The sequence below is a fragment of the Levilactobacillus sp. LN180102 genome (genome assembly GCF_050106635.1).
GTDB classification, from domain to species: domain Bacteria; phylum Bacillota; class Bacilli; order Lactobacillales; family Lactobacillaceae; genus Levilactobacillus; species Levilactobacillus brevis.
The window spans coordinates 41529-66346 of record NZ_JBNIIX010000010.1; the positions used below are offsets into that span (position 1 = coordinate 41529).

Consider the following 24818-nt stretch of genomic DNA (forward strand, 5'->3'; position numbering starts at 1 on the left):
AGGGGTATGCTTCGAGTATATCCGCAAAGGGGAGGAAGCCAATGAGCTTTTTGGAGTTAAAGGACATTCATAAGTCCTATTATATGAATAAAGTCGCGTTCCCAGTTTTAAAGGGGATTAATTTACAGTTTGAACGCGGCGAGTTTGTGTCGATTTTAGGTGAGTCTGGTGGGGGGAAGACCACCCTGATGAATATCATCGGGGGGTTAGATGCCCAGTATGAGGGGGACGTCTTACTCAATGGGCGTTCCGTTCGGGATATCTCGGCTAAGCAGTTAGACGCTTATCGGCGACAAACGATTGGCTTTGTTTTTCAAAACTTTAATTTGATTAGTCACTTGAGTATTTTGGATAACGTGTTGGTGTCCTTACAGATGACGGGCCTCAGTCGCAAGGAACAGCATGAACGCGCGGTGCAATTGCTGGACCGGGTGGGGTTAAAGGAACATATCCACAAGCACCCCAATCAGTTGTCCGGTGGGCAAAAGCAGCGGGTGGCGATTGCTCGAGCTTTGGCCTCAGACCCAGATATCATCATTGCTGATGAACCGACGGGGGCTTTGGATTCCCAAAATACACAGGAGATTCTGACCTTGATGGATCAGATTGCGGCGGATGGCAAGCTAGTCATCTGTGTGACCCACTCCCAAGAAGTGGCAGATCACGGTACCCGGATCGTTCACATGGCCGATGGGGTGATTGACCATGACACACGGTTAAAGGACCCATTCCCAGTGGAGGAGCACGCGGCGTTACCAGCCAAACACCTGAGCTTTACGGCGATGGTCAAGATGGCGTTGAAGCATATGCGCTATAATTTAAAACGAAACTTGTTGATTATCTTTGGCGCCTCGATTGGGATTTTTAGCGTTATTTTGATGCTGGGCATAGGTCGTGGGGTCAAAGGCTACATGAACCACGAAATCTATTCGCAAATTAAACCCACGGCGGTTCAAGTTGCCCAGAATACGGACAGTCAGGACCCGAAGAAGCTCGCGGTGACGCAGAGTGATCTCAGTCGCCTACAAAAGCTGAGTCACGTCAAAAAAGTTCAGCTCGGGTATTACGGGAGTAATGTGCAAGTCCAACGGGACAACGCTAGTGCGACGGCTCAGGTGATGCAGACCACGACCGACCAGATGTTGGCTAAGAGCATCAAAAAAGGGCATCAGCCGGCGACTGGCGAAGTCGTTTTAGGGAAAGACTTTGCGCAGAAATTCAACAAAAAACACCCGTACCGATTAATCGGCAAGTCAGTAAAGATTTCGATTACGGGAATGAACAAGCAGCATTTACCCGTTGTGATGACTAAATCACTAAAGGTCAGTGGGGTTTCTGATGGTAGCGCCGGACAGGTGCAAACCAATTTGACCACGGTTCGGCAATTGTATGCGGCTAAGAAGTTAACCTTCCATGCCAACTTTGCGACAGTGGTTATTGATAACCTCCAGAATGTGACGAGTGTTCAGGACAAAATCAAGACACTCAAAGCAAGCAACGGTAAGAAGCAGTATCAATTGACCGGCGCGGGCGCGTTGGTTTCAACGTTGAACACCTATATCCAATTGGCCTTCTACGTATTGGCGGCGATTGCCGGCATTTCACTGCTGGTTTCCGCGATTATGATTATTGTCGTGTTATACATCAGTGTTTCAGAGCGGACCAAAGAAATTGGGATTCTCCGAGCATTGGGAGTTCGCCGGAAAGACATTCGCCGATTATTCTTGTCGGAAGCCTTTTTCTTGGGCCTATCCTCCAGTGTGCTAGCTCTGATCTTCACGGAACTGGTCGCATACTTTGCCAACAACGTGGCGACGAAGTACATTGGCTACAGCATCATTGAGATCACCAGTAATTATATGATTTTCGGCATTTTCGTGGCGATTATCATCAGTTTGCTGGCTGCTTTAGCTCCGGCTGGGCAGGCTTCTAAACTTGATCCAATTGAATCATTGGCCTATGAATAAACAACAAAGAGGCGTCATTCCGAGTTATGTGCGGGATGATGCCTCTTTTATTTGAATCAATCGTAACCTGTGAACTATTTATTGCTGGTAATAAGGTGCTTGTAACAAATAGGCGTACGTGTAACGTGATTTCGAGTAATAGAAAACAGGACCCACGGCCGTGTTTAAGTGCGGCACATCTGGGTCCTGCTTTTAAGTTGAGGAAGTTAGTTGACTAGGGCTAACTTCACAAGTTCATTCTACCACGCCAACGAGATAAAAGCTATTACAAAAAAGTAACGTTTGATGCTAATTTCACTGATAGTTAAAAAACGTGCTAATAGTTTAAATATTAATCTGGTTTTGTTGAGAATTATTTGGTAGATACGACCGCTAAGTAGTGGATTAGTACAAATTATTAAAAATAATTTTGAGAAATACAGGCTTGTAAATACGAACTCATGTTCGTATAATAAGAACAAGCACTGAAGGGGGGACTGATGTTATGGATTACTCGCAGGAGCCGCATGGTCTATTCTTTATGATCGACAATAAATCATTTTATGCCAGCGTTGAAAGCGTGGAGCGGGGATTGAATCCGCTAGAGTCCGTCATCGTGGTGATGTCTGAGGCCGATAATACTGGCAGTGGGTTGGTGTTGGCCGCCTCGCCGATGGCTAAGAAGCTGTTCGGCATTAGTAACGTGTCACGCCAGTATGAGGTGCCACGGGACCCCCGTATTTTAGTCGTGCCACCGCGAATGAATCTCTATATTCGGAAAAATTTGCTAATCAACCGGATTTTCCGGGACTATGTTGCGGATGCTGATTTGTTTCCCTATTCCATTGATGAATCAATCTTAGATATGACCAAGTCGTGGCATTTGTTTGGGGAGACACCGGAAGCGGTTGCTCGCCTGATTCAGGTGCGGATTCGCCAGGAATTGGGGTTGTACACCACGGTAGGTATTGGGGAGAATCCGACGCAGGCCAAATTAGCCCTGGATCTACAGGCCAAACACGACCATGAGCTGATTGGTCGGTTAACCTATACCGACTTTCCCGAACACATTTGGCCGATAACGGATCTGACCAAGGTGTGGAGCATCGGTCACCGCACGGCCACCCATCTTAATCGACTGGGCATTCACAGCATGGGAGACCTGGCGCACGTTAATCCCTATGCGTTGCAACAGGAGATGGGGATTATTGGTGGGCAACTCTTTGCCTTGGCCTGGGGCATTGACCGCAGTCAGTTAGCACAGATCCACCCCGCCAAGGAAAAGAGCTGGAGTAACTCGCAGGTTCTACCACGAGACTATCATCAACAGCAGGCCATCGAACTGGTCTTACGTGAGATTGCCCAACAGGTGATTGCCCGGATGCGGCATCACCATCAGCAGACCGCCTGTGTCAGCTTGTCCGTGGGTTTTGCTTGGGATGGCAAAGCCGATGATGGGCGCAGTGGCCTGCACCATACGCGCCGGATTGAACCGACCGATAACGCCCAAACCATTATCCGGGAATTGGTGACGTTATTTCGTGAGTATTGGTCGGGCCAAGCCGTCCGCAATCTGGCCGTAGGGTTATCGCGTTTGAGTGCCAGCGGTCATGTTCAATTGGATTTATTTCAAAATCCGCAGCGCCAGCTTAAAGATGATCGCTTCGACCGTCTCATTGATGAGTTACGCGACCGATTTGGAACGACTGCCGTCATTCCGGCTAGTAGCCTGCTACCTGGCGGGACGATGTTGAGTCGCGCTGCACTGGTAGGCGGACATAACGGGGGGAATAGCTATGATTGATGAACAGGCTGAAACGAAACTGATCCTAACCCGATTGGCCCCATTATTTACGGCGCAGTGGCATTGCCAGTATCGGATTGACGTGATCAATAATCCTTATGGTGCGGCGATTAATTTCTTCTTGGACATTCGCCGAACGCATCATCGGGAGCGCTCAATCCCGCTCCACACAGTAGCCACGCAGGACTTAGAAGTGTTGGAGCGTATTGTGTGGGGTATTCGACAAGAAACGGCACTGACCTTAAATTTTGTGAACTTTGGTCACGTGCGCTGGCCGCACAGTCAGCGCTGGATTCACTAAGGATGGGACTGATATGTTAAAAAAACAACCGAATGATCAACTCGCCACCCAGTTTTTCCAACGCGATTATCAAGACCGCGGCATGTTGAAATGGGGGGGATTTTACTTGTCGGACCATACGAGTGCACTGCGTAAAATGCATGCCGCCGAACAGCAGGAAGCCGCGCAACCCCGTCAGTCCGTGGCAATGATTAGTGAACGCTTGGCGCTGGCCTGGCGGACACATCGCCACGTGCATGTTCAACTCAATGTATTGGATGCTAACCAGGCAGTTGCGGTCCTCGATGGAACCGTGGCCGGGGTAGCTGATGACCAGATTATGGTGAAGTTGCCCGCGGGTAACTATCACCAACTAGCCTTGACGGCAATTCGCTGTGTCACGGTGGCTGCTCATTGAACACAAACGGCGTTCATCACACTGCAGTTGTGTCATGAACGCCATTATCGGAGATTGAGTTATGGTTGTGACTCAGGTGGGATCAAGCCCGCCTCGGGGCCAGTATACCATGGTTACTGGTGTTTGTTTAGATCGTCTGCCCGGTTTTATTTTGAGAAATTAGCGCAACTAAAAAAGCGAACATCTCCAGTGGACCACTCACCGAAGATGTTCGCTTTTATTATACGTTAGAAAGTGGCGTGTGTCGTCTGCATTAACTCGGCCCCTTTGTTAACTAGGAGGTAACCGGAACCGTTGCTCGTGAACTGTAAGCCTTCAAATTCACGCTGACCGTTCAAGTTCGTCCCCTCAACTTGGCTGGCTTTGAGCTTACCCAGCTGGCTGACGGGCACAGAAGCGAGACTACTATCGGAAACGAAGTAGAGTCGGTTCCGCTTGGCGTTGTAAGCCATCGATTGGGGCTTGGTTCCTGGTGCGTACCGCAAGCCTTGCATGACTAAATGAAAATGAACGGACTTGGCGCTGATGGTTCCTTGATAAATCTTAACCGCGCCCTTAGGAGCCCAGCCACCGTTTGAGTAGGTGAAGAAGTAGGCTTTTCCGTGCTTATCAAAGGTCAGATTAGACCCCATCGGTACCGTATTTTTCAGGGTGAAATTGACCTTGGTGCTTGGCTTCAATGTCTTGGTCGATACCTGCTGAACATTGGACTTCACGGCGCCGGGCTTACCGATGAACCACAATTGGCCATTCTTAGGGTTGCGAGCGAGGGATTGACCGTGGCCGGTATTGAAGAGTGGGCCAACAGTCACATTCTTTAGGATGGCCTTGTCCGTTGCGGTTAACTTGCCAACGGAATGGTCGTAAGTTACACGTCGTAGGGCATCCATATGCGTGCTGGTAATGCCAAAGTGACGCAGGGCCCCGAGATTGTAGCGAACAATACGGCCGGTTGTACTCTGACTGCTAGTCGTGATGAGTTCGTAGAGTGTGTTGCCGTTGGGGGTCAACACCTCACTTTGCGGATTACCCCAGTCAGCTGACCGCTGGTAAGTCACCGGTAAGAAGACGTTGGACTTAAAGGTGACGGCTTTGCCCTTGGTACTACTGATGTGGGTTGGACTGGTCTGGAAAATATTGGTGTAGCTTTGTTGAAAGGCGTAGCGCTTAACGAATAAATTCCGGTTCTTCACGGTCTTATACCGCTTAACGTTGTATGCCGCTAGGGCGTTACCATGTTGAGTCGTGGTCTTGGCGTGGGCAGTTAACGCTGACCCACCCACTAATAAAGCAGCGATTGTCGCTGCGAGTAACCAATGTCGAGTTTGGATCATGTGTGTTCTCCTCCAGTAAGTAAACTGTCATAACATATCTATTTATAGCACAAATCACTTTATATGTAAGCGAAAACATCAAAAAATTAAACAGTTAAATCGTAAAATACCTCACGTTTTAGATAATTTAGCAAATATGGCAAATAGGGTAAGCGCGCCGGCGCCGGGGATTTAGTGGGTAATCTACCAAAAAAAGACGGTAAAAAACCGGCCATTTGCTGAAAAAAACCGCATTAGGCACACGGATAACCTTCCGGTAAAGTGGGGATTGTTCCATGGCCATGGATCATCACGCAACGAAAGGATGAGCCATATTGGAGACGACTCAGGCAGCCGCCTACCGCTTTTTGTATCAAGGAGACCACGAAACAATTCTATATGCGGCGTTAAAACGTCTGCACATTGGCCGCAATCACGCAGACTATGAGGATTACTTACAGGAGGCCCGCCTTCTGTTCCCTGAGATTTATGCCGCTTTCCCCGAGGACCCGGAAGCCAAGCCGCACCACTTTTTGGCTTATGCCCAGCAGAAGCTCTATTGGGCCTTGCTGGACCGCTTGCGTCGTGAGTTACGCCTGCAAGACCGTCAAGCTGTGGGTGACCAGGGGGAATTACTAACGACCGTGGCCAGTGACGAGGATATTTTGGATGCGATCGGTCAAGCCGATTTTCGGGAATACCTGTTAAAGGTGATTGGCGGTGCCGGCAGCACGGGGGAATGGCGGTATCTGGTCGGCACCATGATTGACCAATTATCCCCCGATGAGATTGCCGCACGCCACGCGGTGAACCGGGCCACGGTCTTTCGTTGGCGCCGTTCGGTCGTGCGCCGACTGGTAAAGGCTTTGACGCCACCAGATAAATTTTAAAAAGATTGGCAAAAACGTGCGACTTTTTCCGGCGGAATTTCGTTAGTAAGAGTGTAAGGGTTGGCCAATCACTTACTAATAACGATCCACGAGAGGAGTTTCACCATGCAAACCAACTGGCAGAAGACCACCATCACGTTTATCCTCGGCACCGACGACCAGCCGGCCAAGATCACGTTACAACACGCGATTGCGACACCGGATGCCAAGCAAGTCGAGGCCTTCGGCGGGTATCTGGCGGGGCTGACGGGGTTACCATTCCGCACCGCGCTGGTCGCTACCCAAAATGCTGTTGCCTAATTCAGAAAGGATGGGATTGAATGAAGACACTGGAATTAAGCTTTAAAGGCTCCGATATGCGGGTTAAACATTTACGGTTGAAGTACGTGAACACGGAACTCACGGCAGATGATGTGGCGGCAGTCATGAACCAGATGGCTAAAGCCAAGTTGTTCGTAAAGGATGGGGTTAATTTGTACGCCGATCCACTACGGGCTGATATGGTTGAGACCACGAAGACGACCTTGATGGCCGTTGACACCGTCCCAACCGCTTAACCGTTTGGGACTTAACGCAACGAGTCAAGAACGGCTAGTAGCATCAAGTAACGCGTAATTAACAAAAAATCGGTACTGGCAGCGGATTAAAGCTGCGAGTACCGATTTTTGGGTGTCATTAGTTAATGTGGGGATGTTCTAGGACTTTATCCGGATAAGTTGTGGTTACGTAGTCCGTAATCGCCGCAATCATCTTGGCGGTTGAGGGCGCTTTGGCCTGTTCGGAGTTCACGACAAGGCAGATGGTGCGGTAGAAGCGTGTATCAAATGGATAGACGTTCACGTTGCCCGACAGACGTTCTAGTGCCAGTTCGGGGAGAATCCCCATGCCCATGCCGGCTTCGACCATGGCTAAGATGGATTGGTCGTCAATCGAGAAGCGTAACGCGTTGGGCCGGATCTGGTAATGGTCGAGGGCCGCCTTCGTATCCTTATCGTAGTCGCCGCGTTGCAGAATAAAATTCTGGTCGACTAGATCGGCGGCCGTGACCGTCGTGCGGTTGGCTGGGATAAAGTCGCGGGGCGTGATGCAGTAGATTTCATCCTTAACTAGCGGTAACACGGTTAGCTTTTCGGCCACGGGGAGCGCAGAGAGTCCGAGGTCCAGACGTCCGGTCTTAACGGCAGCGGCAATGTCGCTGAACCCGGCTTGAACCAAGTTGATATCAATCTGTGGGTAAGTTTGTTTGAACTGCTGAATGATGGGGGGGAGCCAAGTGATGCAGACGGAAGAAAAGGCGCCCAACCGTACGGAACCAGCATTCAACCCGTTGATATTGGCGGCAGCCTGTTGGAGCCGATCTTCGGCGTTAATCACGCCCTGAATCAAGGGAAGGATACTTTGACCGTCGGGGGTCAGCTCAACGCCGGTTCGGTTGCGAATAAAGAGGGGAAATCCCAGCTCCTTTTCCAATTGATTGACGGAATGGCTAATGGCTGACGGGGTGACATTAAGCGTCTGCGCCGCCCGGTAGAAGGTTTGTTCTTGAACGATGGCCTGAAAGACGCGGTAGGCAAAAGGTAACATGAGTGGGCACCTCCGAAAGATGAATGAGATTCAACTTGATGGAATCTGATTGAATAGAAATAAGTGCTCTTAGTTTAGCATAAATTTGGCGTAACAGCCGAAAAGAATTGGTGTTTAGTTGGGTTAGGGTGCTGAATCAGTTATGCTATAACCGAAAAAACCAGTGACGGTGGTCGCTGGGGCGTTAACTGGGGATGGAATGGGACAATGAAAGGTGTGATCACATGACGATTCGACTAGCAAAGCGGGTGAACTTGGCGGTACCGTTAGCGATGAGTGGCTTGTATCCGACCAACTTAGGGGCCGATGCGATTGCGTTTGCGGCAGGCCAACCCAAAGAACAGTGCTTTCCAACGGCGGAGATGAAACGGGCCATTGATCAAGCGATGAGCCAAGGTGGCCAGCATCTCTTCCAATACCACGATGTTCTAGGCGATCCAGAACTCCGGGCACAGTTGGCGGCGCGAATTGCCCGCACTGGTGGGGTGCCAGCCACGCAGGACAATGTCGTCTTGACGGTTGGCGGCCAACAGGGACTGGAAGTCATCGCCAAGACGGTCTTGAATCCCGGCGATGACGTTATCGTGGAAGGACCCTGCTACTTCGGTGCGTTGGGGGCATTTGACCTGTGCGAGCCAACTTACCATACGGTGCCGCTACAGGTGGATGGCGTGGATCTCGACCAGTTGGAGGCCACCCTCAAGCAATATCCGGAAACAAAGCTGTTCTACACGGTGCCAGACTACCAGAACCCGACTGGGGTGACGATGAGTGTGGCCAAGCGGCAGCGCTTAGTGGCCTTAGCCGATCAATATGATTTCGTGATTCTGGAAGATTCGCCGTACCGGGATCTGGGCTATACGGGGACGCCACTGCCGACAATCAAGCACTTTGATACCCAGGGGCGGGTCGTCTTCCTTTCCAGCTTTTCCAAAATGTTGGTGCCCGGTCTCCGCGTGGGCTGGTTGGTGGCGGATGGCGACTTGCTGGCGGGGATTCAAAAGATGCTATTGGCCAGTAATCTGGGGGCGGCGAGTGTCGTCCAGGCCGCTTTGGCCAATTATATGAAGGAAAATGATCTCGATGCCCATCTGGCTAACCTGAGAACCCACTATCGCGAGCAGCATGATGCCATGCTGGAAGCAATTCAGAAGTATGTACCGGATGCGGTAACCGTGACGCATCCGACCGGGGGCTTCTACTACTGGGTGACGTTACCACAAGGGGTGGATACGACGGCGGTGCTAGCCAATATTGCGGCACCACAAGCCCACGTGACGTATATTCCCTCGGCTAACTTCTATCCGCAACACGATGTGCACAATGGCCTGCGCCTGAGTTATAGTGGTGTGACCCCGGCACAGATTGATGCTGGGATGCGCCGACTGGGACAGGTGCTAGAGACGGCGATTAAACGCACTCAGCCAGTACCAGAAGCATAATATAGAAGAAAAAGGCAAACAAAAAGGCCGGCGAGAACATTTCGCCGGCCTTTACCTTAAAGAAGTTAATCGTTTCCGTTCTCCGCGGAAGCGATCACTTTAAGGTAACTATTTCCAGTTACCAAAAAGCATCACCCCCTTTCATTTGATGCCTGTAGTATGGACCCATCGGAAGATAAATGCAAGTAAACTTACTTACCTTAACCCCGCTTTAAATTTGATCGTCAATAATGATTATCAATGTTGAGGGATAAGCGGTTACAAAGGCTTTAAGCAGGTTAGCGGTGTTTTAGTTATGTAACAATAACATTACAGGACACCCATAATTGTTTCAATCCAACGACAATCAAAGCGTAATCCTTGTATCTCCTTAAGGAAATCGCTATACTTATCTTCGTAGTTAGGGGATAGCTGATCGGGTCCGCTAATGTTATCGAATAAAATTCTTAACAAAAGCGCTAACTTCGGTTATACTATTCTTGCTTGATAAATTACATATTTTATGTTTGGAGGAAGAAAGATTATGCAATCAAGTTTAAAGAAATCTCTTTACTTGGGCCTTGCCGCATTGAGCTTTGCTGGTGTTGCTGCCGTTTCAACGACTGCTTCAGCTAAGTCATACGCTACTGCAGGTGCCTACAAGACTTTGACGACTGACGCTACTAAGCGTAACGTTGAAGCTACGGGTTCAAACGCTTTATACACTAAGCCAGGTACTGTTAAGGGTGCTAAGGTTGTCGCTTCTAAGGCTACTATGGCTAAGTTAGCTTCTTCAAAGAAGTCAGCTGACTACTTCCGTGCTTACGGTGTTAAGACCACTAACCGTGGTTCAGTTTACTACCGTGTTGTAACGATGGACGGTAAGTACCGTGGTTACGTTTACGGTGGCAAGTCTGACACTGCCTTTGCTGGTGGTATCAAGTCTGCTGAAACGACTACTAAGGCTACTATGCCTACGAACACTACTGTTTACTTCAAGACTCCTGGTAAGACCAATGTTACGTGGACTGCTCCTAAGTATACTCAATACAAGGCATCCAAGATGGTTACTGACACGACGCCATTTGCAGCTGACAAGTTAACTGTTACTGATGCTGCTACTAAGACCCGTGAAGGTTCATTGTACTACTACGTTAAGGACGCTACTAATCCATCCGTAAGTGGTTGGATTTACAGTGGTGCCGTTACTACTGATGCATCAGTTGCATACAACCAAGCTACTGACGTTAAGGTTAACTTTGTGAACACTGATGGTACTACTGTTGCATCATCTACTTTACAAAAATTAACTGAAAACAATGCTGCTAACACTGCCGTTTCCGATCCAGCAGTTGCTGCAAATGCTAAGGGAACTCAAGTTGGTTTCTCTGCACAAGCACAAGCTACTGATGCTTGGGGTAAGACTGCTTTAACTGGTACTGGTTATGTTTACTCTAAGGATACTGCAAGTAACCAATCTGCACTTCTTGGTGCCAAGACTGGTGACACGATTACTTTAACTGTTACTAAGGGTACTCAACAAGTTCAAGGAATCAACGCATACTACCAAAAGGGTACTACTGTAACCCAACTGGTTGCTAAGTCTGATTCTGCAACTGCACCATTGAACTTCCAAGTAACATTCCCTACCTTAGGTGCTGCCTTTGCTGGTGCTGACGGTGTTACCTACACCGCTGCTGATGTTCAAAACTTCTTGACTACCAACAAGGCTACTAAGTTAGTTTCTGCTCCTTATGCCAAGGATGCTGATGGTAAAGTAGTTAAGACTACTGATCCAACTGCTATCGGTACTAAGGGTACTGCTATTGGTGATACTCCAACTGCTGATAATGCAGCTGTTGTATACCACAGCACTTACACTTTGACTTCTGGTGTTGCTGGTACTTACACTACCGGTGGTAAGGCTTCTGCATTCTACAACACTGTTACTGAAGCTAAGGGTAGCGGTACTTCAACTGATAACTCTGGTTCAGTTAGTGTCTTTGACTAAATCATAAATTACCTTTTGGTATTTATAGTTTAGTGAGAAAGGGTTGGCCCCAATTGGGTCGACCTTTTTTATATGTCTTTAGACTTAGTTAAGTACGCAAAAGCGTGCGAAACAAAAAGGTAAGTAATCTCAATACCCCTTAGAACGGTAAGCCAAAGTGAATGATGCAGTGTGGCTTTTGACAAAAAGCCAGCGCCTTGAGACGCTGGCAGTACATACGGGCTTACGGAGTAAGCCACTCATTTTACGGGTAGTCATGACTAGTTTGATTCTTTGAAAACGAGTATTGTTAGAGAGTTTATGTGGAATTCCGTTCGTTTTCGATCGAAGTTCCATTTCTTTATTCCGATTTTAACTTCAATTCGAATAATAAGGTTTATCCAGTTATGGTAATTAGATGTTGTTCGCTTATTTTGATTCATTGTGGACAAAAGTCAATATGTCGTTAATTAATATCGGATTAGTTTAGCCGATAAATTAAAATAATTCATTTTTTTCCATGATTTGCTGGTATACTGATAACAGTCACTTAATCATGACAAATTTCGTTTCATCGGAGGAGAACATAACATGCGAAAAAGTTTAAAGAACTCATTGTATTTGGGCTTAGTTGCTTTGAGCTTGGGAGCGGTTACGGTAGTCAACACGACTGCTAACGCGGCTTCTAAGGCTAAGGTAACATCTGACGTTACTTTGAAGACGGCTGCTGAAAGCCGGAACGTTGAAGCCACTGGTACGAATGCTTTATACAGCAAGCCAGGGACTGTTAAAGGGGCTAAAGTAGTTGCTTCTAAGACAACCATGAAGAAGTTGGCCAACTCCAAGAAGTCCGCTGACTACTTCCGGGCTTACCGGGTTGCTAAGACCAACCGGGGAACGGTTTACTACAAGGTTGTTTCTATGGATGGTAAGTACCGTGGTTATATTTACGGTGGTAAGGATATTAAGGCCTTTGCTGGTGGTATCAAGTCCGCTGATACCACGACTACTGCTTCTATGCCAGCTAAGACGACCGGCTACCATTTAGCAAATGCTAATAAGAACGGTCTCTGGACAGCGCCTAAGAATACGCAATACAAGGCTAAGAGCATTAGTTTGTACAGTGCCAACAAGACGGATACATTTACGGTATCTAAAGCTGAAACTAAGACACGTGAAGGTAGTTTGTACTATTACGTGACTGATGATCAGAACTCTTCAATTGCCGGCTGGATTTATGCTGGTAAGGGTTATGATGCCAGTGCTACAACTCAAAGTCTTGGTGGGTTGTCATTAACGGCAGAAGATGCTGTGGCTACTGAGGATAACAGTGTGACAGTTAATTATATTGGTACTAACGGTAATACAGTAGGTTCGAAGACGTTCGTTACGGCTGTGAAGAATACGAAGAAAGACGCCAAGGTTAATTCTGATAAGAACATTAACAATCAAACTTTAGCTGACTTTATTAATGATGCAACGAACACGCCGGCTGGATACAAGGTATCTAGCACTAATGTTGATACGATTGCCGGTGCTGCTGTTTATGGTGGGACTGTTCGGGTTAACGTTTACAAGGCAGCAACGTCAACGATTGCCTTCTATTTGCCATCTGCTAATGGTGTAGATGCTGGTGCACAGTTGAATGCCGCTGACTTTGCTAAGGGTAAGCCATCTATTACCAGCGAACAAGCTAAGGCGTTGACTGGTGATGTTAATAACAATGTTGTAACTGGTGGAAAGACCGTAACGGATGGGTTCTTTACAACACTTTACTCTAAATTATTAACAGCTAGTTCAGATACGACAGTTAATGGCACTCCGGTTACTAAGGGAAAAACTTATTACGTAACCTACACCTATAGTGATAGCAAGACGGCTACCGCCAATGCTAATGTGAAGTTTGGTAGTACAATTAAGGCTGTATTCGATGCCCAGACAACGGTTGCTGATAAGCTACCGGGGGATGATGGCGCGAACAATGGTAGCACGACTAACTACTAAAATTAAGGATTATTGAATACTAGTCCTCTAAATGATTGTTTGGAGATAAAAATACCCAGTGGCTTGAAAAAAGCCATTGGGTATTTTTAGATAATATAGGTTATGATATAACAGTCATATAAAGGAAAACGTGATGAATCAATAAATGATAAAATCGAAAAATATTACTATATTAATAATGCAACCTTCCCAACTAGGATAAATCGGCTACCTGTCGTATAATTTATAGTGAAAAAAGAGATTAAGGATGTTTTGATAGCTACAATTACATATAATAAAAAGTTTTTACTATAAAAACAATGGGAAAGGAAACGACAATGTTAGATAAGCAAAGCGTGCGGCTACTGATTAATTTTATCGGTACAATGAGTTTGACGTTAATTATGCTGACGATCCCGCAGTCAACCACGCAAGCTGCCACAACCAATTCGGATACCACCCTAACTGACCAGAAATTCGAACGGCAAATTACAGCCGATGTTGACCCCAACCGTCCAATTAGGGAAGTACTTCCCGATCCAGTAATAGCCAGTCATTTTGTTGATAGTTATAATTACTACGTTTATTCACCCGCGGGCCAGGAGGTTACGCTGGACTCTAATTATCAAGCGGCAATGGCGCAGGCAAGTAATGCTTTGCTATATATGAATATTCCGGAGAAGGTCCATGATTGGACCGGGGTCAAGCTAATAGCCAGGAATATTGCCATTATCTCGAATCAGGGTGATGGATTTGATAGGAAGGCCCTGATTTATTATCAACAGTTCGAAACGGGGAGTTCAATTAATTTCGCTAACTGTGGCATTACCCAATCGACATTTGACGGGTTCCTTGATTATATGCGTGAACACCACATAACCGGTATTCAGGGAAACTTTGAATATAACCATATTTCTGATTTTTCGCGGTTATCGAATATTGTTGTGAATGATAATAACTACCCAGAAGGCTATGGCTTTTACGGCTTCTTTGGTGCTGGTCAAACGCACGGTCACATAACCTATGAAAGACCCGGGGCACCGATTAAAGTAGTGGGCAATACGGCAACGGTTGCGGTTGATGACTTCCAACAGATGATGACGCTGGGCTCGCCGACCAGTACGATTCCATTTGATTGGCAAGATGATGACAATCCGGTAAATCACACCTATTGGGCAATGGACAGTGACCTTGCGCGGCAGATGTATGATCCGATTAGTTATGGTACAGCGCTGAAGAAAGAGGAGCTGAACCATACGTTTCCCGGAGAGTCGCCAGATTTGAGTGAAGCGGAGTCTATGAGTAGTTGGCATCAAAGTGATTTTGACCGCTTTGCGCGTAATTATATGGCCTATGCCGGCCATTATTTAGTGACCAATACGGGTTGGCGTAAAGTGAATGTGCCGCCATCAGTTGCTTCCAGCAAGATGTACTTACGCTCATTGGCCGACCGGTTTCACTTTAAGCTACCGGATATGGTTAAGAATTACCCTGATAGACTTACGCTGACCAATATTGGTAGTGACCAGCAATCAATTACGATTAAAGGTGATTATCGGAACGGGGGATCGATCGTGACGGCCTTTAATACGGCGGTTGACGTGCCACTGGTTCATGAGAGCAGCCCCGCGGTATCATCGACAGAGACCTCCCGGCCAGTAACACCTTCGGAGCCAGATAACGTGACTAAGCCGAGTTATGTGGTGAGAAAAGGGGCAGGCGGTATCCGGAATACAGAAACTTGGTTTGTATCGTCAGGCGACCTTTACGGCGAAGAATCGGCGGGTGTTTTACCCTCGGCAGTCACGTGAAAGACGTCCCCAATTTGTCGTGACGGGGTATGCCACATCTAAGGGCGGACGACCGCGATATCGGGTCCGCGATGTGAACCATCATAGTCGAACGGCTGGCCTGACTGGCTACATCACAACCCAGCCACAGTACGTGACGAATACGTACTATAAACAAAATCCGCGGCGAATTCGGGTTATTAATGCCCAAGGGGTTAACGCCTACCGCCGAATTAAGTTAACTGGCAAGATGCGGCACTATAAGCGAGGTGCGGTTTTGAAAGTAAAACGACTGGAATCGTATCACCTGACGACTCGCCTTGTATTGACGAATGGGCAGTATGTGACGGCGAATAAGACGTTGGTGATGAAGCGGTGATAAATGCAGACCAAATATATAGGTAATGTTGAAATGATCTGGTCTTGGACAGAGATGTCGGGAGTGGATGTGATCCTGTGATTATAAGCTTGAAGTGAAGAATAACCAGAGTATAGAAAAGACCGGTGCAGACGCATCGGTCGTGTAAGCCGCTTTAAAGGCGGTAGCAAATTATTTAAACAATGTTGTCGTCCCGTAACCTGTCAAGATTACATTGGGGCGGCTTTTTTTATTGTTTTTATCGATGTACGTCAGCAATGTTACTAAAAACGGACCAAATAATATCATCATGTATATAACATGCCGGGCTAGTGCTGTTCAGTTCGGATATTAATATATCTGGGCTGGTAAATTGCTGATATCCAATCTGATAGTGAGATGGGACAGTGGTTGAATAAATAGCTATCATTTTGTCTGCTCTAAGGCAATCGCAGCTCTGTAGGTAGGCCATCAGGTGTAATGTCCAGATGCTGACAGATAGCCGTGAGAATATCCGTTGTGCGGGTTAAAGTGGTGAGACTCTTTAGGTGCAGTCGAAAGGCAATCTTTCGTTGCAACCAGGCTGGTACGGGAAGCTGACCGGCTTCCATTTGCCAGTAAGCCATCGGGGAAACATTCAACAGTGCACTGACTGCGGTGACTGATTGATCCTCAACCTGGGTGCGGACGCAGTATAAGACGTCCGCATAGGTGTGCTTGGCTAACGGGTCGGAGTTCGTAATCAACGGTGTTACCTGGGTGCTGTCCGGCCAGGGCTGATCTGGCAAGTCGTTAGGTGTCTCATACGTTCGATATTGCTGGATGGTCATATGCACAATTGCTTCGGGTAGGTCCGCAGCGGCGGACAACATTAACAACTGATCGACGGTTAGTTTATAACAAGAACAAATTAAGGTCAGCGTATCACCGTCAGCTACGGTAATATGGTCAGCTTCGAGTTCTAAAAGGTACCAAACTGGCACGTCAATGTCCTTTAAGACGGCTTCTGGCGTGGCATCGGCGGCCAAAATATGGCGCAAAGCTTTAAGGATGGTACCTAAACTGTGTGGGGGTGTCTGCATAAAAGGCCTCCTAGCCATTTTGTCCCATTATAGCAAGTGATTATGGGATAGACGTGAAAATATTATGAGAATATACGAATTATAAATAAATAAATAAAAAAATTATTCGTATATCAACCTGCAAATCATATTTGGTCAACATGATTTCATTGCGAATTTGTTGCGCAAATAAAGCGATCGGTGAATTAATTAGGTGATACGTCCTTCTTGCTATAATTCGTGTTTTGTGAGAATCTATAGCCGAATCAAAGAGGGGAAGACGGTAACTGAATGAGGGTGAGGGGATGTCAACCGCATGTTTGAACGGATTAACGGCGACGTATCGTCAACAAGTAGTCGCAACGAATACCGTTGATTTCACCAAATTACAGCCACAAGATGTCGAACGGCTGGTGCCAACGAATCAACTAGACATTGATTGGTCGGCGGTCATTTTTATTAAGAATTGTCGACGACGTAAAGCTATTGCCGATACCGTAGTTTGGACGGAGCAAGGTGGTTTTTATCGAACGCGTCAGTCGCCCCGAGCACTAATCAATCAAGTAGTCGAGACGAGCCTCGTGCAGTGGCTAGACATGCGGGCCATGGTGGATTATCTAGAATTGAGTGGACCATTGCCCTACGTGATGGGGCGAATCATGTTAGTCTCTACGGAGCGACCGGCCGATGGCAATCAGACCAGTTGGGTTGGCTGTTGGAGTGTGAGCCACATGAATCCGACCACCCGCCAGCATCAAGTGAGCTTGCTGTTAACAAATGGAATGACGATGATTATTCGCGATACGGTGTCACGTTTGCGTAAGAAGATCGCTGAAGCACATCAGATTTTAGTATTTCAGCAGGCAAACCAAGCATACGCGACGTATCAGTACCAGCCCATCTCGGACGTCTACCGACCGTTTAATCAGGAGCCATTGGCCTTTTGTCATTATCGAGATTGGCGGTTGGTTAGCGGTGTTTTACGTAAGGCAGGCTATTCACTACCGGATGAAGTCGTTAAACAACTGGTCACCGAAATTTATCGGGGAGATTGGCACCCACGACATTTAGATGACGAATGGGTGTCGTCACAGTATTGACGGTAGTTGGTATCCGTGGGAGAAGTCAAAAAATTAACAAAATAATATTAAATTCGCCCGACATATAATTTGTTTATAATATAGTCGTAAACATATGTTAGTATGAATATTGTAAGTGCGTTAGGGATTAACCTTTTTAACCCAGAACGAACTAATTCGCACGAGGACTATGTTAGACGCCTTGACGGAACATAGGCCGTTGAGATGTCACGAGGAGGAAGAGAATCATGATGGAAGCGAAAAAATTAGCGGTGGACGTTGAACGGATTCACCAGCTGAATTCGCTCTTACGGCCCTTCATCAAACGGCCAAGTGTTGGCGATACCATCACGTTTGAACAGTACCGGATTTTACATGAACTGGTTGCTGAAAAGATTAGTACCAGTGAGTTATCCCGGCGGTTAAACGTAGGTCAATCCATGGTATCAATTCAAATCAGTCGGTTATTAAATGGTGGATTCATTAAAGATGAAACCTTGCCGACAGATCGGCGCTATCACGTCTTTCAGATCACGACTCAGGGGCGACGGGTTGAAGAACACGTTAACGGTGCCCTAGAAGTTGAATTACCGGAGTTAATGAAGCAGGTCAATACGATCTTGAAATAACGAAATAGCTGTGATGAACCGTTATTAGCGACAGACAAAGAGGACCCCCAAGAATTGGTTAAAATTCTTGAGGGCCCTCTTTGAGATTAATAACGAGTTTTACGCTTATTCAGCGGCTTCTAATTCTTCTGCTGGTTCTTTGAGTGGATTACCCGCCTCGTCAACTAATTGCAGTTCACTCAAGCGAATAACAACCAGGTCGCCGAAAGAGTCAATCTTATCGGTTTCCTTCTTGGTGAGTTGGTTAGGTTCAACCTTAACCAAGGCCGCATGTTCGTAGATCTTAGTAATGGTTCCGTAAAATGAGTCAGAGAAGAGTTCAGTCTTCTTACAAAAGACCCGATTATTTTCGTGTAATGCCATTGGCGATCGTCCCCCATAAAAGTAATTTATAACAGAGTAAAGGTCATGGGCCGAAATGTCAAGAAGTTTCCACTAAAAATATTGTATCTGTGTAAAAGATTGTGGGTCTGGTTTAATAAGCGAGTAAGTAAACTAGTTGTGTCGCAGCTGATCAATCTTAGATTGCGTCGCAAAATTTTGTAATAATTCGTTTTGCTTGGTGACTTGAGTGGCAAATTCCGTAAGAAAATTAATGTCTAGATCGCGCAGGGGACGCTGTTGCTGAGCGGCAATGAGGAGGTCGTCAATTTGTTGGTTCAAGGACTGACTGGTTTGTTGCAATACGGCAAAAGCGGGAATGGCAGTGATTCCGGTTGAGGTGAAGGTCGACGTAACAGTCGGGGTACCGGTTGTGGTGATCGATGTCGTTGACACTGGTTGCATTTTTTCAGGTGTTGCCGTGCTGGCATCGAAGTAATAATAGACTTCGCGCGGTTTTAACGCAGCTTTCTTAATACGATGATCAATTGAAGGCGCGGCTGAGACGGCCCCCATGACGACGGTTGTGGCGAAGCCTAATTCACCTAACATCTGGCGTAACTTGACCGCCCGAATTCCGTGAATCCCTGGAAATTTTTCTGCCGAGACAGCCTCGGTTTCGTGTTCATCTTGTAGCCAAGTGATAATTTGCTGGCGAATCTTTGCCGCTTGACTGTTTTTAGTATTTGCCATGTCCATGCCCTCCATACGCGTTTTAATGATTAATTAAGTTGTTATTAATTATTGAAACATGTTTATTGTGGTAGTGACAAGGGCCAATGGAGAAAATAACAAATTTCTTAGGACTTTTACCCGCCACTAATCTTTTCAAGATAAGTATGGTACAATCAGGGTACATAGAGGAATAATTCTGGTGATACTGCCCATTACGGGTGGCCAGGCAAACATCACTGTGCGCATGAGGGTTAATCATTGGGGGTCTTCCCTGTGGTTGTCTTAGTCGCGGCGGAGTTTCGGACCCTTTGATTGAGCAAATGCCGATATCGAGGAAGAGGCGCGCTGGCGACCCTTCCTTTTTGTTTATCATCAGTGCGTCGGTGGCAGTTCTAATCAATATAGGAGTGAACAATTTTGCATATCTTTAGAGATGAAAACGGGATTCGGCTGGTCGTATCCCACCAGCTCGGACATTACGCCGTCCATTTCACGAACTACGCCCCAGAACAGGAATTCGTTAATTACGAATTAAAACGAGATCGGCACGGCCGTTATCATCTAAACATTGAGAAAACGAACCTGACAGAACTGGATCAACCAGTCTTTAAGCAGGAATTGGTTTTTGGTGACTTAGGTGACAGCTTAACGCCCATTGCCGGCGTAACCCTGATGCTGATCTAGTTCGGGAAATAGGTTGAAATTAATTACGGGAGTCTGGGACAGAAGTCTCAGGCTCTTTTTGTGTTCCCGGATATCGGGTGCTGAAATGAGCGTCAAAAGTGGTTTAACTTGATAAATGTAATTATAGGAGTTACAGTATAGGTGTTCATTTAAAACGAAGAGGTGCTTGTGATGACAAAAGTTTTAGTATTAGGGGCTAACGGGAAGATTGCGAAGCTAGCTACGGTGCAACTATTAAATAATCCTGACAATCAACTTACCTTGTTCTTGCGTAAGGCACAACGGCTGGCAGGGGCTGCCGGTCCCCGAGTGAAGGTCGTGGAAGGCGATGCTAGTCAAGTTGCTGATTTGACAGCGGCGATGGCTGATATTGATGTTGTGTACGCAAACTTAGCTGGTCGGAACATTGAAGACGAGGCGCAAGCAGTGGTCACTGCCATGCAGGCTAGTCACGTACAACGGTTAATTTGGATCTCAACGCTGGGCATTTATGATGAAGTTCCGGGCAACTACGGCAAGTGGAATCATCAGATGTTAGATGGCGGTTACTTGGAAACTTATGCAGCAGCGGCGAAGGTAATCGAAGCCAGTGATTTAGCCTATACCATTATCCGGCCAGCCTGGTTGACGAACCATGACGAGGTCAGCTACGAGACAACTCAAAAGGGAGAACCGTTCAAAGGAACGGAAGTCTCACGGAAGAGTATTGCGGCATTAGTGGCAAAGCTAGTCACTGATCCAACGCAAGCGGTACGGGCTTCGCTGGGCGTCAATAAGCCCAACACCGATGGGGATAAGCCAGCTTGGTACTAAACACCGGTACGTCGGCGTTTGGCGGTTATTTCTTAAATTAAGGATTCAAAAAGAGTGCAATGTCAGTGATTTCGCGGTATAACTAACGTGTGTGTTGAGTAGACTCCACACGACCTGTGTTCGGGCTTTTATTACCTTTGGAATCAATTTACTGAGCTCATTCTGTGAAACTTTTCCTCCAAACAAGAACCATGGATTTGCCTGGAATTGATTCATGTATCGTCAAATGCCGTCGACAGTTAGCCTGTCGGCGGTATTTTTATGGCCAATGAAAACCGGTCAAATTTAGAACATAATTTGGTGTATTTTGGTTGCAAACGCTTACAGTCGGTGTTATTATAATAGTGCGGAAAGGTCATAAAGGTTGTGACCGAGTTCCATGAGTTAGTATTAGATGTAAGTGTTTGTAACACCTGATTTCCGTTTTGCACGTAAGTCAGATTTACCAGCAAGTTTAAGATTCTGAAAGACAGATAGATGACAACTCCGATAAACCTTCTAACGAGCTCTGGTAGTTCTAGGTAACAGAATCAGATTTTCAGTTTTACAATTGAATAGTGTTTTGAAACATCATGCTTCTTGTAAGCAAGTGTTGATAGACTTGAAACAGTTCCAGGCAGTTAACTAGAGTTCGGATGTTGCGTCGGCAAGACCATGTGAGGATTTCAAGAAGAATCGTTAAAATGTGGCCGGTTAGATGTAATGAGGGAATTAAGATTTACAAGTAACACGCTGAAAACGGCAGCCAGAAATTGTCAATGAATGAATGTAGTGGTTGTGGCAGCTCAGCGAGAGAAATGTTCTAGTTATGAGGCGATTAAGAATTAGCAAGAAAACGAAACGGGAATTTTGCACGACTCACAACAGCCTTTCCGCGAGTTAGCAGACTTCAAGTTATTCGCAACTCAACTTGAAGTCTGTTTTTATGTCGCGACTACTCTTGTTGTTTGGCATAACTCAGCTTTAGCTGTTTTAGTTGGTACATAATCGGTTGGGTGGGTTGTTAGAAACTTACCTAACTTAGTGGTCTTCTGCCACGTCGTTGTTCTTTGAAATTAGGATATTTGTCGAAAGTAAATCCTTTTAGCAAGAAAACAGAATATTCAAAGATGTTCTGAATAGGCCGGCCCCTACAGGTGGTTCAGGGTGATAATGTTCGGAAATAGACTTTTTACGTTTTCCTTAAATCGACCATTTACAGGGCGGCTGGGAAAAGGTATATTATTACTAGACCGAAAAATACTTGGGGGATTTTTACCTAAATGTTTATCGAAGGAGTGAGCAACGGTGGCATTTCATCGCATTTTCGTGGTTGATTTTGCGGGAGTCGGATTGGGCGAAGCGCCTGATGCGAACCGCTTTCAATCAGTTGGCGCCGATACACTGGGGCATGTGGCAGTTAGTTGGCCAGATAAACTAAATCTTCCAACATTACAGCAACTTGGGCTTGGTAATATTCGGGTTGACCATCCTATTCCGGGAGTTGAGCCAATTGACCAGCCCAGTGGCTTCTATGGACGCTTGCACGTTCAAGCACAAGACAACCGACGAGCTACTGGATTACGCGAGATGTGGGACTTTACCGGTGAGAACCGGACAGAGACCGTGTTTGCTAGTCTACCAGCGGCGGGGTATGCCGTGAGTTTAGCGGGACCATTCCTGAGTTATCTGCAAACGCAGAGTGCGGCGCAACGCTTCCAAATCGGTAGTAATCAAGATGCATTTCGCGTGCTGTATGATCGTTTGTATCAACCAGCGTCCGGCTTGGCTTATGTGGTGCTCCCAGACTTCCGCTTTGCGGGCGAGCAGCAAGATGTTCATGCATTTGCTGAGGCGTTGACTAGTGCCGATCATTATCTGGCCCAGGTTCAACATGACTTGGGAGCCAACGATCTTTTGATCGTGACGGCCACACATGCTGATGATCCGACTGTTAGTGCAACGCCAACACGCGAGTATTTACCGTTATTAGCTTATTCGCCATCGCGGCCAGTTGGGCACGCCTTAGGCATTCGGCGGACATTAGCGGACGTTGGTGCAACCGTCCTTGAGAACTTCGGTTTGGCAGGTCATGCTGCCGGACATAGCTTTTTAAATGAGATTACACAATAGAAACTTGAACGAGCCTTGAAGGGAGGTGAGGGGGCATCAAGATTGAGATACTGGCTTGGGGTTGCAAAGGTCAGCGAGAGACAACGGATAGTTTCATCAGATATTATTTACCGTTTAAATTCACCATTTACCGTTGGCTGTCGTTGAAATTCCAAACAAGTAGATCGATAATCGTTCGTTCGTAACAGAAGTTATGCGATACATAATTTCTGCAGCCACATCGTGTCAACTTTTGTATGGCAAGTGGCCATACATCAAAGAATAATATCGGAAAGAGGTATTTTGACCAATGCTAGTCGCAGTCAATGTTTTAGGGGTAATTGTTTACCTCGCAATCGCTTTCTTATTCTCTAAGAATAAGAAGATGATCAACTGGAAATCAACTGGAATTGTCTTAGTTATTAACTTGATTTTGGCTTGGTTCTTTACCAGCTTCTCCATTGGACAAGACATCGTTAAGGGTGCCGCTGATGGATTCAACTGGTTAGTCCAAGTGGCTTACCAAGGAATCGTGTTCGCCTTACCAAACTGGGTAACCCCAGAATTTGGTGGGACGGCGAAGTCCATGAACTTTATTACAAGTTCTCTTCTTCCAATCCTGTTAGTTGTGCCAATGTTTGATATCCTGACTTACATCGGGGTTCTACCTTGGATCATCAAATGGGTTGGTCGTGGCCTTTCCTTCATTACCGGACAACCTAAGTTTGAATCATTCTTCTCTGTTGAAATGATGTTCTTAGGGAACACGGAAGCTTTGGCCGTTTCTCAATTACAATTGAAGAGCATGCGTAAGGAACGTAACTTAACGCTGGCTATGATGTCCATGTCATGTATCACGGCTTCGATTTTAGGGGCTTATACGCAAATGGTTCCTGGTCAATTCGTTTTGACGGCCGTTCCAATTAACATCTTGAACGCCATCATCGTTACCAACATGCTGAACCCAGTAGAAGTGACACCTGAAGAAGACACGATTGCTAAAATCGGTGGTTCTAGTGCCGTTGCTGCTGAAGAAGGCGAAGTTGAAGACGATGGTAAGAAAGAACCATTCTTCTCATTCTTGGGTGACTCCATCTTGGGTGCCGGCCGTTTGATCTTAATCATTGCTGCCAACGTTATCGCCTTCGTTGCTTTAGCTGCGTTGATCGATAAGATTTTGGCACTCTTCAACCCATGGTTATCTTTGGAACACATCTTAGGGATCATCATGTTCCCATTTGCTTGGTTAATGGGTCTGAACGTCCACGACGCTTTCGGCTTTGCCCAATACATGGGGACTAAGTTAGTTACGAACGAATTCGTTGTTATGGGTAAGATTTCATCTACCATTAACACCGGTGCTTTCTCTGCCCACTACCGGGCAATCTTGACGGTCTTCTTGACTTCATTCGCTAACTTCTCAACAACTGGGATGATTATCGGTTGTTTCAAGGGTATCGTCGATCGTGAAAACAACGAACTTATTTCTAAGAACGTTGGCTACATGCTCCTTTCCGGGATCCTGGTTTCCTTGCTATCAGCCGGAATCGTTGGCTTGTTTGTTTGGTAAAAATAATCGCCTCATGTTAGCATGAGACTAACGGTAGCCCAGGGGCGTTGTTCCTGGG

Annotated in this window: 24 protein-coding genes; 18 read left to right on the top strand and 6 right to left on the bottom strand. The window is 46.6% G+C overall.

All coding sequences use genetic code 11. From position 1 onward, the window contains the following. Positions 1–41: 41 nt before the first annotated feature. The 4 genes from ACP4IT_RS07335 to ACP4IT_RS07350 all read left to right on the top strand — a co-directional run bounded on the left by ACP4IT_RS07335 (position 42) and on the right by ACP4IT_RS07350 (position 4448). A complete protein-coding gene (locus ACP4IT_RS07335; RefSeq protein WP_426855410.1) occupies positions 42–1967 on the top strand; it encodes an ATP-binding cassette domain-containing protein in 1926 nt (641 codons plus the stop codon). A 484-nt stretch (positions 1968–2451) separates the two neighbouring features. Next, positions 2452–3750, top strand: a complete 1299-nt coding sequence (locus ACP4IT_RS07340; protein WP_426855412.1) for a Y-family DNA polymerase — start codon at positions 2452–2454, stop codon at positions 3748–3750. Next, positions 3743–4051, top strand: a complete 309-nt coding sequence (locus ACP4IT_RS07345) for a hypothetical protein (RefSeq protein ID WP_011668873.1) — start codon at positions 3743–3745, stop codon at positions 4049–4051. The genes ACP4IT_RS07340 and ACP4IT_RS07345 overlap by 8 nt, the downstream gene beginning before the upstream one ends. Before the next feature lie 13 nt (positions 4052–4064). Beyond that, positions 4065–4448 carry a hypothetical protein gene (locus ACP4IT_RS07350; RefSeq protein WP_426855414.1) on the top strand — a complete coding sequence of 128 codons (384 nt, stop codon included), beginning with the start codon at positions 4065–4067 and terminating at the stop codon, positions 4446–4448. 227 nt (positions 4449–4675) lie between these two features. Here ACP4IT_RS07350 and ACP4IT_RS07355 read toward each other — a convergent pair whose 3' ends face one another. Beyond that, positions 4676–5782: a hypothetical protein gene (locus tag ACP4IT_RS07355; protein ID WP_426855416.1), complete on the bottom strand. Its 1107-nt coding sequence runs from the start codon at positions 5780–5782 to the stop codon at positions 4676–4678. Positions 5783–6096: 314 nt separating this feature from the next. Here ACP4IT_RS07355 and ACP4IT_RS07360 point away from each other — a divergent pair, with 314 nt between their 5' ends. From ACP4IT_RS07360 to ACP4IT_RS07370, 3 genes are all read left to right on the top strand, one after another. Further along, the gene (locus tag ACP4IT_RS07360) at positions 6097–6651 is read left to right on the top strand and encodes a hypothetical protein (protein ID WP_042255134.1); all 555 of its coding nucleotides are present in this window, start codon (positions 6097–6099) and stop codon (positions 6649–6651) included. Between the two features lie 105 nt (positions 6652–6756). Further along, positions 6757–6951, top strand: coding sequence for a hypothetical protein (locus ACP4IT_RS07365; protein WP_024526268.1), 195 nt, complete (start codon positions 6757–6759; stop codon positions 6949–6951). Between the two features lie 20 nt (positions 6952–6971). Continuing rightward, a complete protein-coding gene (locus ACP4IT_RS07370) occupies positions 6972–7208 on the top strand; it encodes a DUF2922 domain-containing protein (RefSeq protein WP_141268002.1) in 237 nt (78 codons plus the stop codon). Positions 7209–7326: 118 nt separating this feature from the next. On the opposite strand, the gene ACP4IT_RS07375 is transcribed toward ACP4IT_RS07370, so the two are convergent. After that, positions 7327–8235, bottom strand: a complete 909-nt coding sequence (locus ACP4IT_RS07375) for a LysR family transcriptional regulator (protein WP_021742356.1) — start codon at positions 8233–8235, stop codon at positions 7327–7329. Between the two features lie 224 nt (positions 8236–8459). Between ACP4IT_RS07375 and ACP4IT_RS07380 the strand changes: the two genes are divergently transcribed. The 5 genes from ACP4IT_RS07380 to ACP4IT_RS07400 all read left to right on the top strand — a co-directional run bounded on the left by ACP4IT_RS07380 (position 8460) and on the right by ACP4IT_RS07400 (position 15798). After that, on the top strand, positions 8460–9677 hold the full coding sequence (locus ACP4IT_RS07380; protein ID WP_426855420.1) for a PLP-dependent aminotransferase family protein: 1218 nt from the start codon (positions 8460–8462) through the stop codon (positions 9675–9677). A gap of 523 nt (positions 9678–10200) precedes the next feature. Next, on the top strand, positions 10201–11667 hold the full coding sequence (locus ACP4IT_RS07385; protein ID WP_426855422.1) for a hypothetical protein: 1467 nt from the start codon (positions 10201–10203) through the stop codon (positions 11665–11667). Between the two features lie 570 nt (positions 11668–12237). Further along, entirely contained in the window at positions 12238–13650 is a 1413-nt protein-coding gene (locus ACP4IT_RS07390; protein WP_426855424.1) for an S-layer protein, read from the top strand. A gap of 317 nt (positions 13651–13967) precedes the next feature. Beyond that, positions 13968–15440, top strand: a complete 1473-nt coding sequence (locus tag ACP4IT_RS07395) for a hypothetical protein (RefSeq protein WP_426855426.1) — start codon at positions 13968–13970, stop codon at positions 15438–15440. Beyond that, entirely contained in the window at positions 15415–15798 is a 384-nt protein-coding gene (locus ACP4IT_RS07400) for a DUF5776 domain-containing protein (RefSeq protein ID WP_426855428.1), read from the top strand. The genes ACP4IT_RS07395 and ACP4IT_RS07400 overlap by 26 nt, the downstream gene beginning before the upstream one ends. Positions 15799–15969: 171 nt before the next feature. Here ACP4IT_RS07400 and ACP4IT_RS07405 read toward each other — a convergent pair whose 3' ends face one another. Both ACP4IT_RS07405 and ACP4IT_RS07410 read right to left on the bottom strand, forming a co-directional pair. Then, entirely contained in the window at positions 15970–16089 is a 120-nt protein-coding gene (locus ACP4IT_RS07405; protein ID WP_220096133.1) for a putative holin-like toxin, read from the bottom strand. 128 nt (positions 16090–16217) lie between these two features. Beyond that, a complete protein-coding gene (locus ACP4IT_RS07410) occupies positions 16218–16859 on the bottom strand; it encodes a hypothetical protein (RefSeq protein WP_426855430.1) in 642 nt (213 codons plus the stop codon). A gap of 284 nt (positions 16860–17143) precedes the next feature. Here ACP4IT_RS07410 and ACP4IT_RS07415 point away from each other — a divergent pair, with 284 nt between their 5' ends. Beyond that, entirely contained in the window at positions 17144–17938 is a 795-nt protein-coding gene (locus ACP4IT_RS07415) for a hypothetical protein (RefSeq protein ID WP_128491929.1), read from the top strand. Between the two features lie 227 nt (positions 17939–18165). Continuing rightward, complete coding sequence (locus tag ACP4IT_RS07420; protein WP_011668857.1) at positions 18166–18546, top strand: MarR family winged helix-turn-helix transcriptional regulator; 381 nt, start codon at positions 18166–18168, stop codon at positions 18544–18546. Between the two features lie 105 nt (positions 18547–18651). Here ACP4IT_RS07420 and ACP4IT_RS07425 read toward each other — a convergent pair whose 3' ends face one another. Then, positions 18652–18909: a hypothetical protein gene (locus ACP4IT_RS07425; RefSeq protein ID WP_011668856.1), complete on the bottom strand. Its 258-nt coding sequence runs from the start codon at positions 18907–18909 to the stop codon at positions 18652–18654. 132 nt (positions 18910–19041) lie between these two features. After that, positions 19042–19620, bottom strand: a complete 579-nt coding sequence (locus ACP4IT_RS07430) for a hypothetical protein (protein WP_024855384.1) — start codon at positions 19618–19620, stop codon at positions 19042–19044. Positions 19621–20019: 399 nt separating this feature from the next. Here ACP4IT_RS07430 and ACP4IT_RS07435 point away from each other — a divergent pair, with 399 nt between their 5' ends. From ACP4IT_RS07435 to ACP4IT_RS07450, 4 genes are all read left to right on the top strand, one after another. After that, positions 20020–20286 carry a hypothetical protein gene (locus tag ACP4IT_RS07435; protein ID WP_011668854.1) on the top strand — a complete coding sequence of 89 codons (267 nt, stop codon included), beginning with the start codon at positions 20020–20022 and terminating at the stop codon, positions 20284–20286. A 171-nt stretch (positions 20287–20457) separates the two neighbouring features. After that, the gene (locus ACP4IT_RS07440) at positions 20458–21099 is read left to right on the top strand and encodes an SDR family oxidoreductase (RefSeq protein WP_156646690.1); all 642 of its coding nucleotides are present in this window, start codon (positions 20458–20460) and stop codon (positions 21097–21099) included. A gap of 1287 nt (positions 21100–22386) precedes the next feature. Continuing rightward, the gene (locus ACP4IT_RS07445; protein ID WP_015474344.1) at positions 22387–23211 is read left to right on the top strand and encodes a phosphopentomutase; all 825 of its coding nucleotides are present in this window, start codon (positions 22387–22389) and stop codon (positions 23209–23211) included. 289 nt (positions 23212–23500) lie between these two features. Further along, complete coding sequence (locus ACP4IT_RS07450; RefSeq protein WP_011668850.1) at positions 23501–24760, top strand: NupC/NupG family nucleoside CNT transporter; 1260 nt, start codon at positions 23501–23503, stop codon at positions 24758–24760. The last annotated feature ends 58 nt before the right edge of the window (positions 24761–24818 follow it).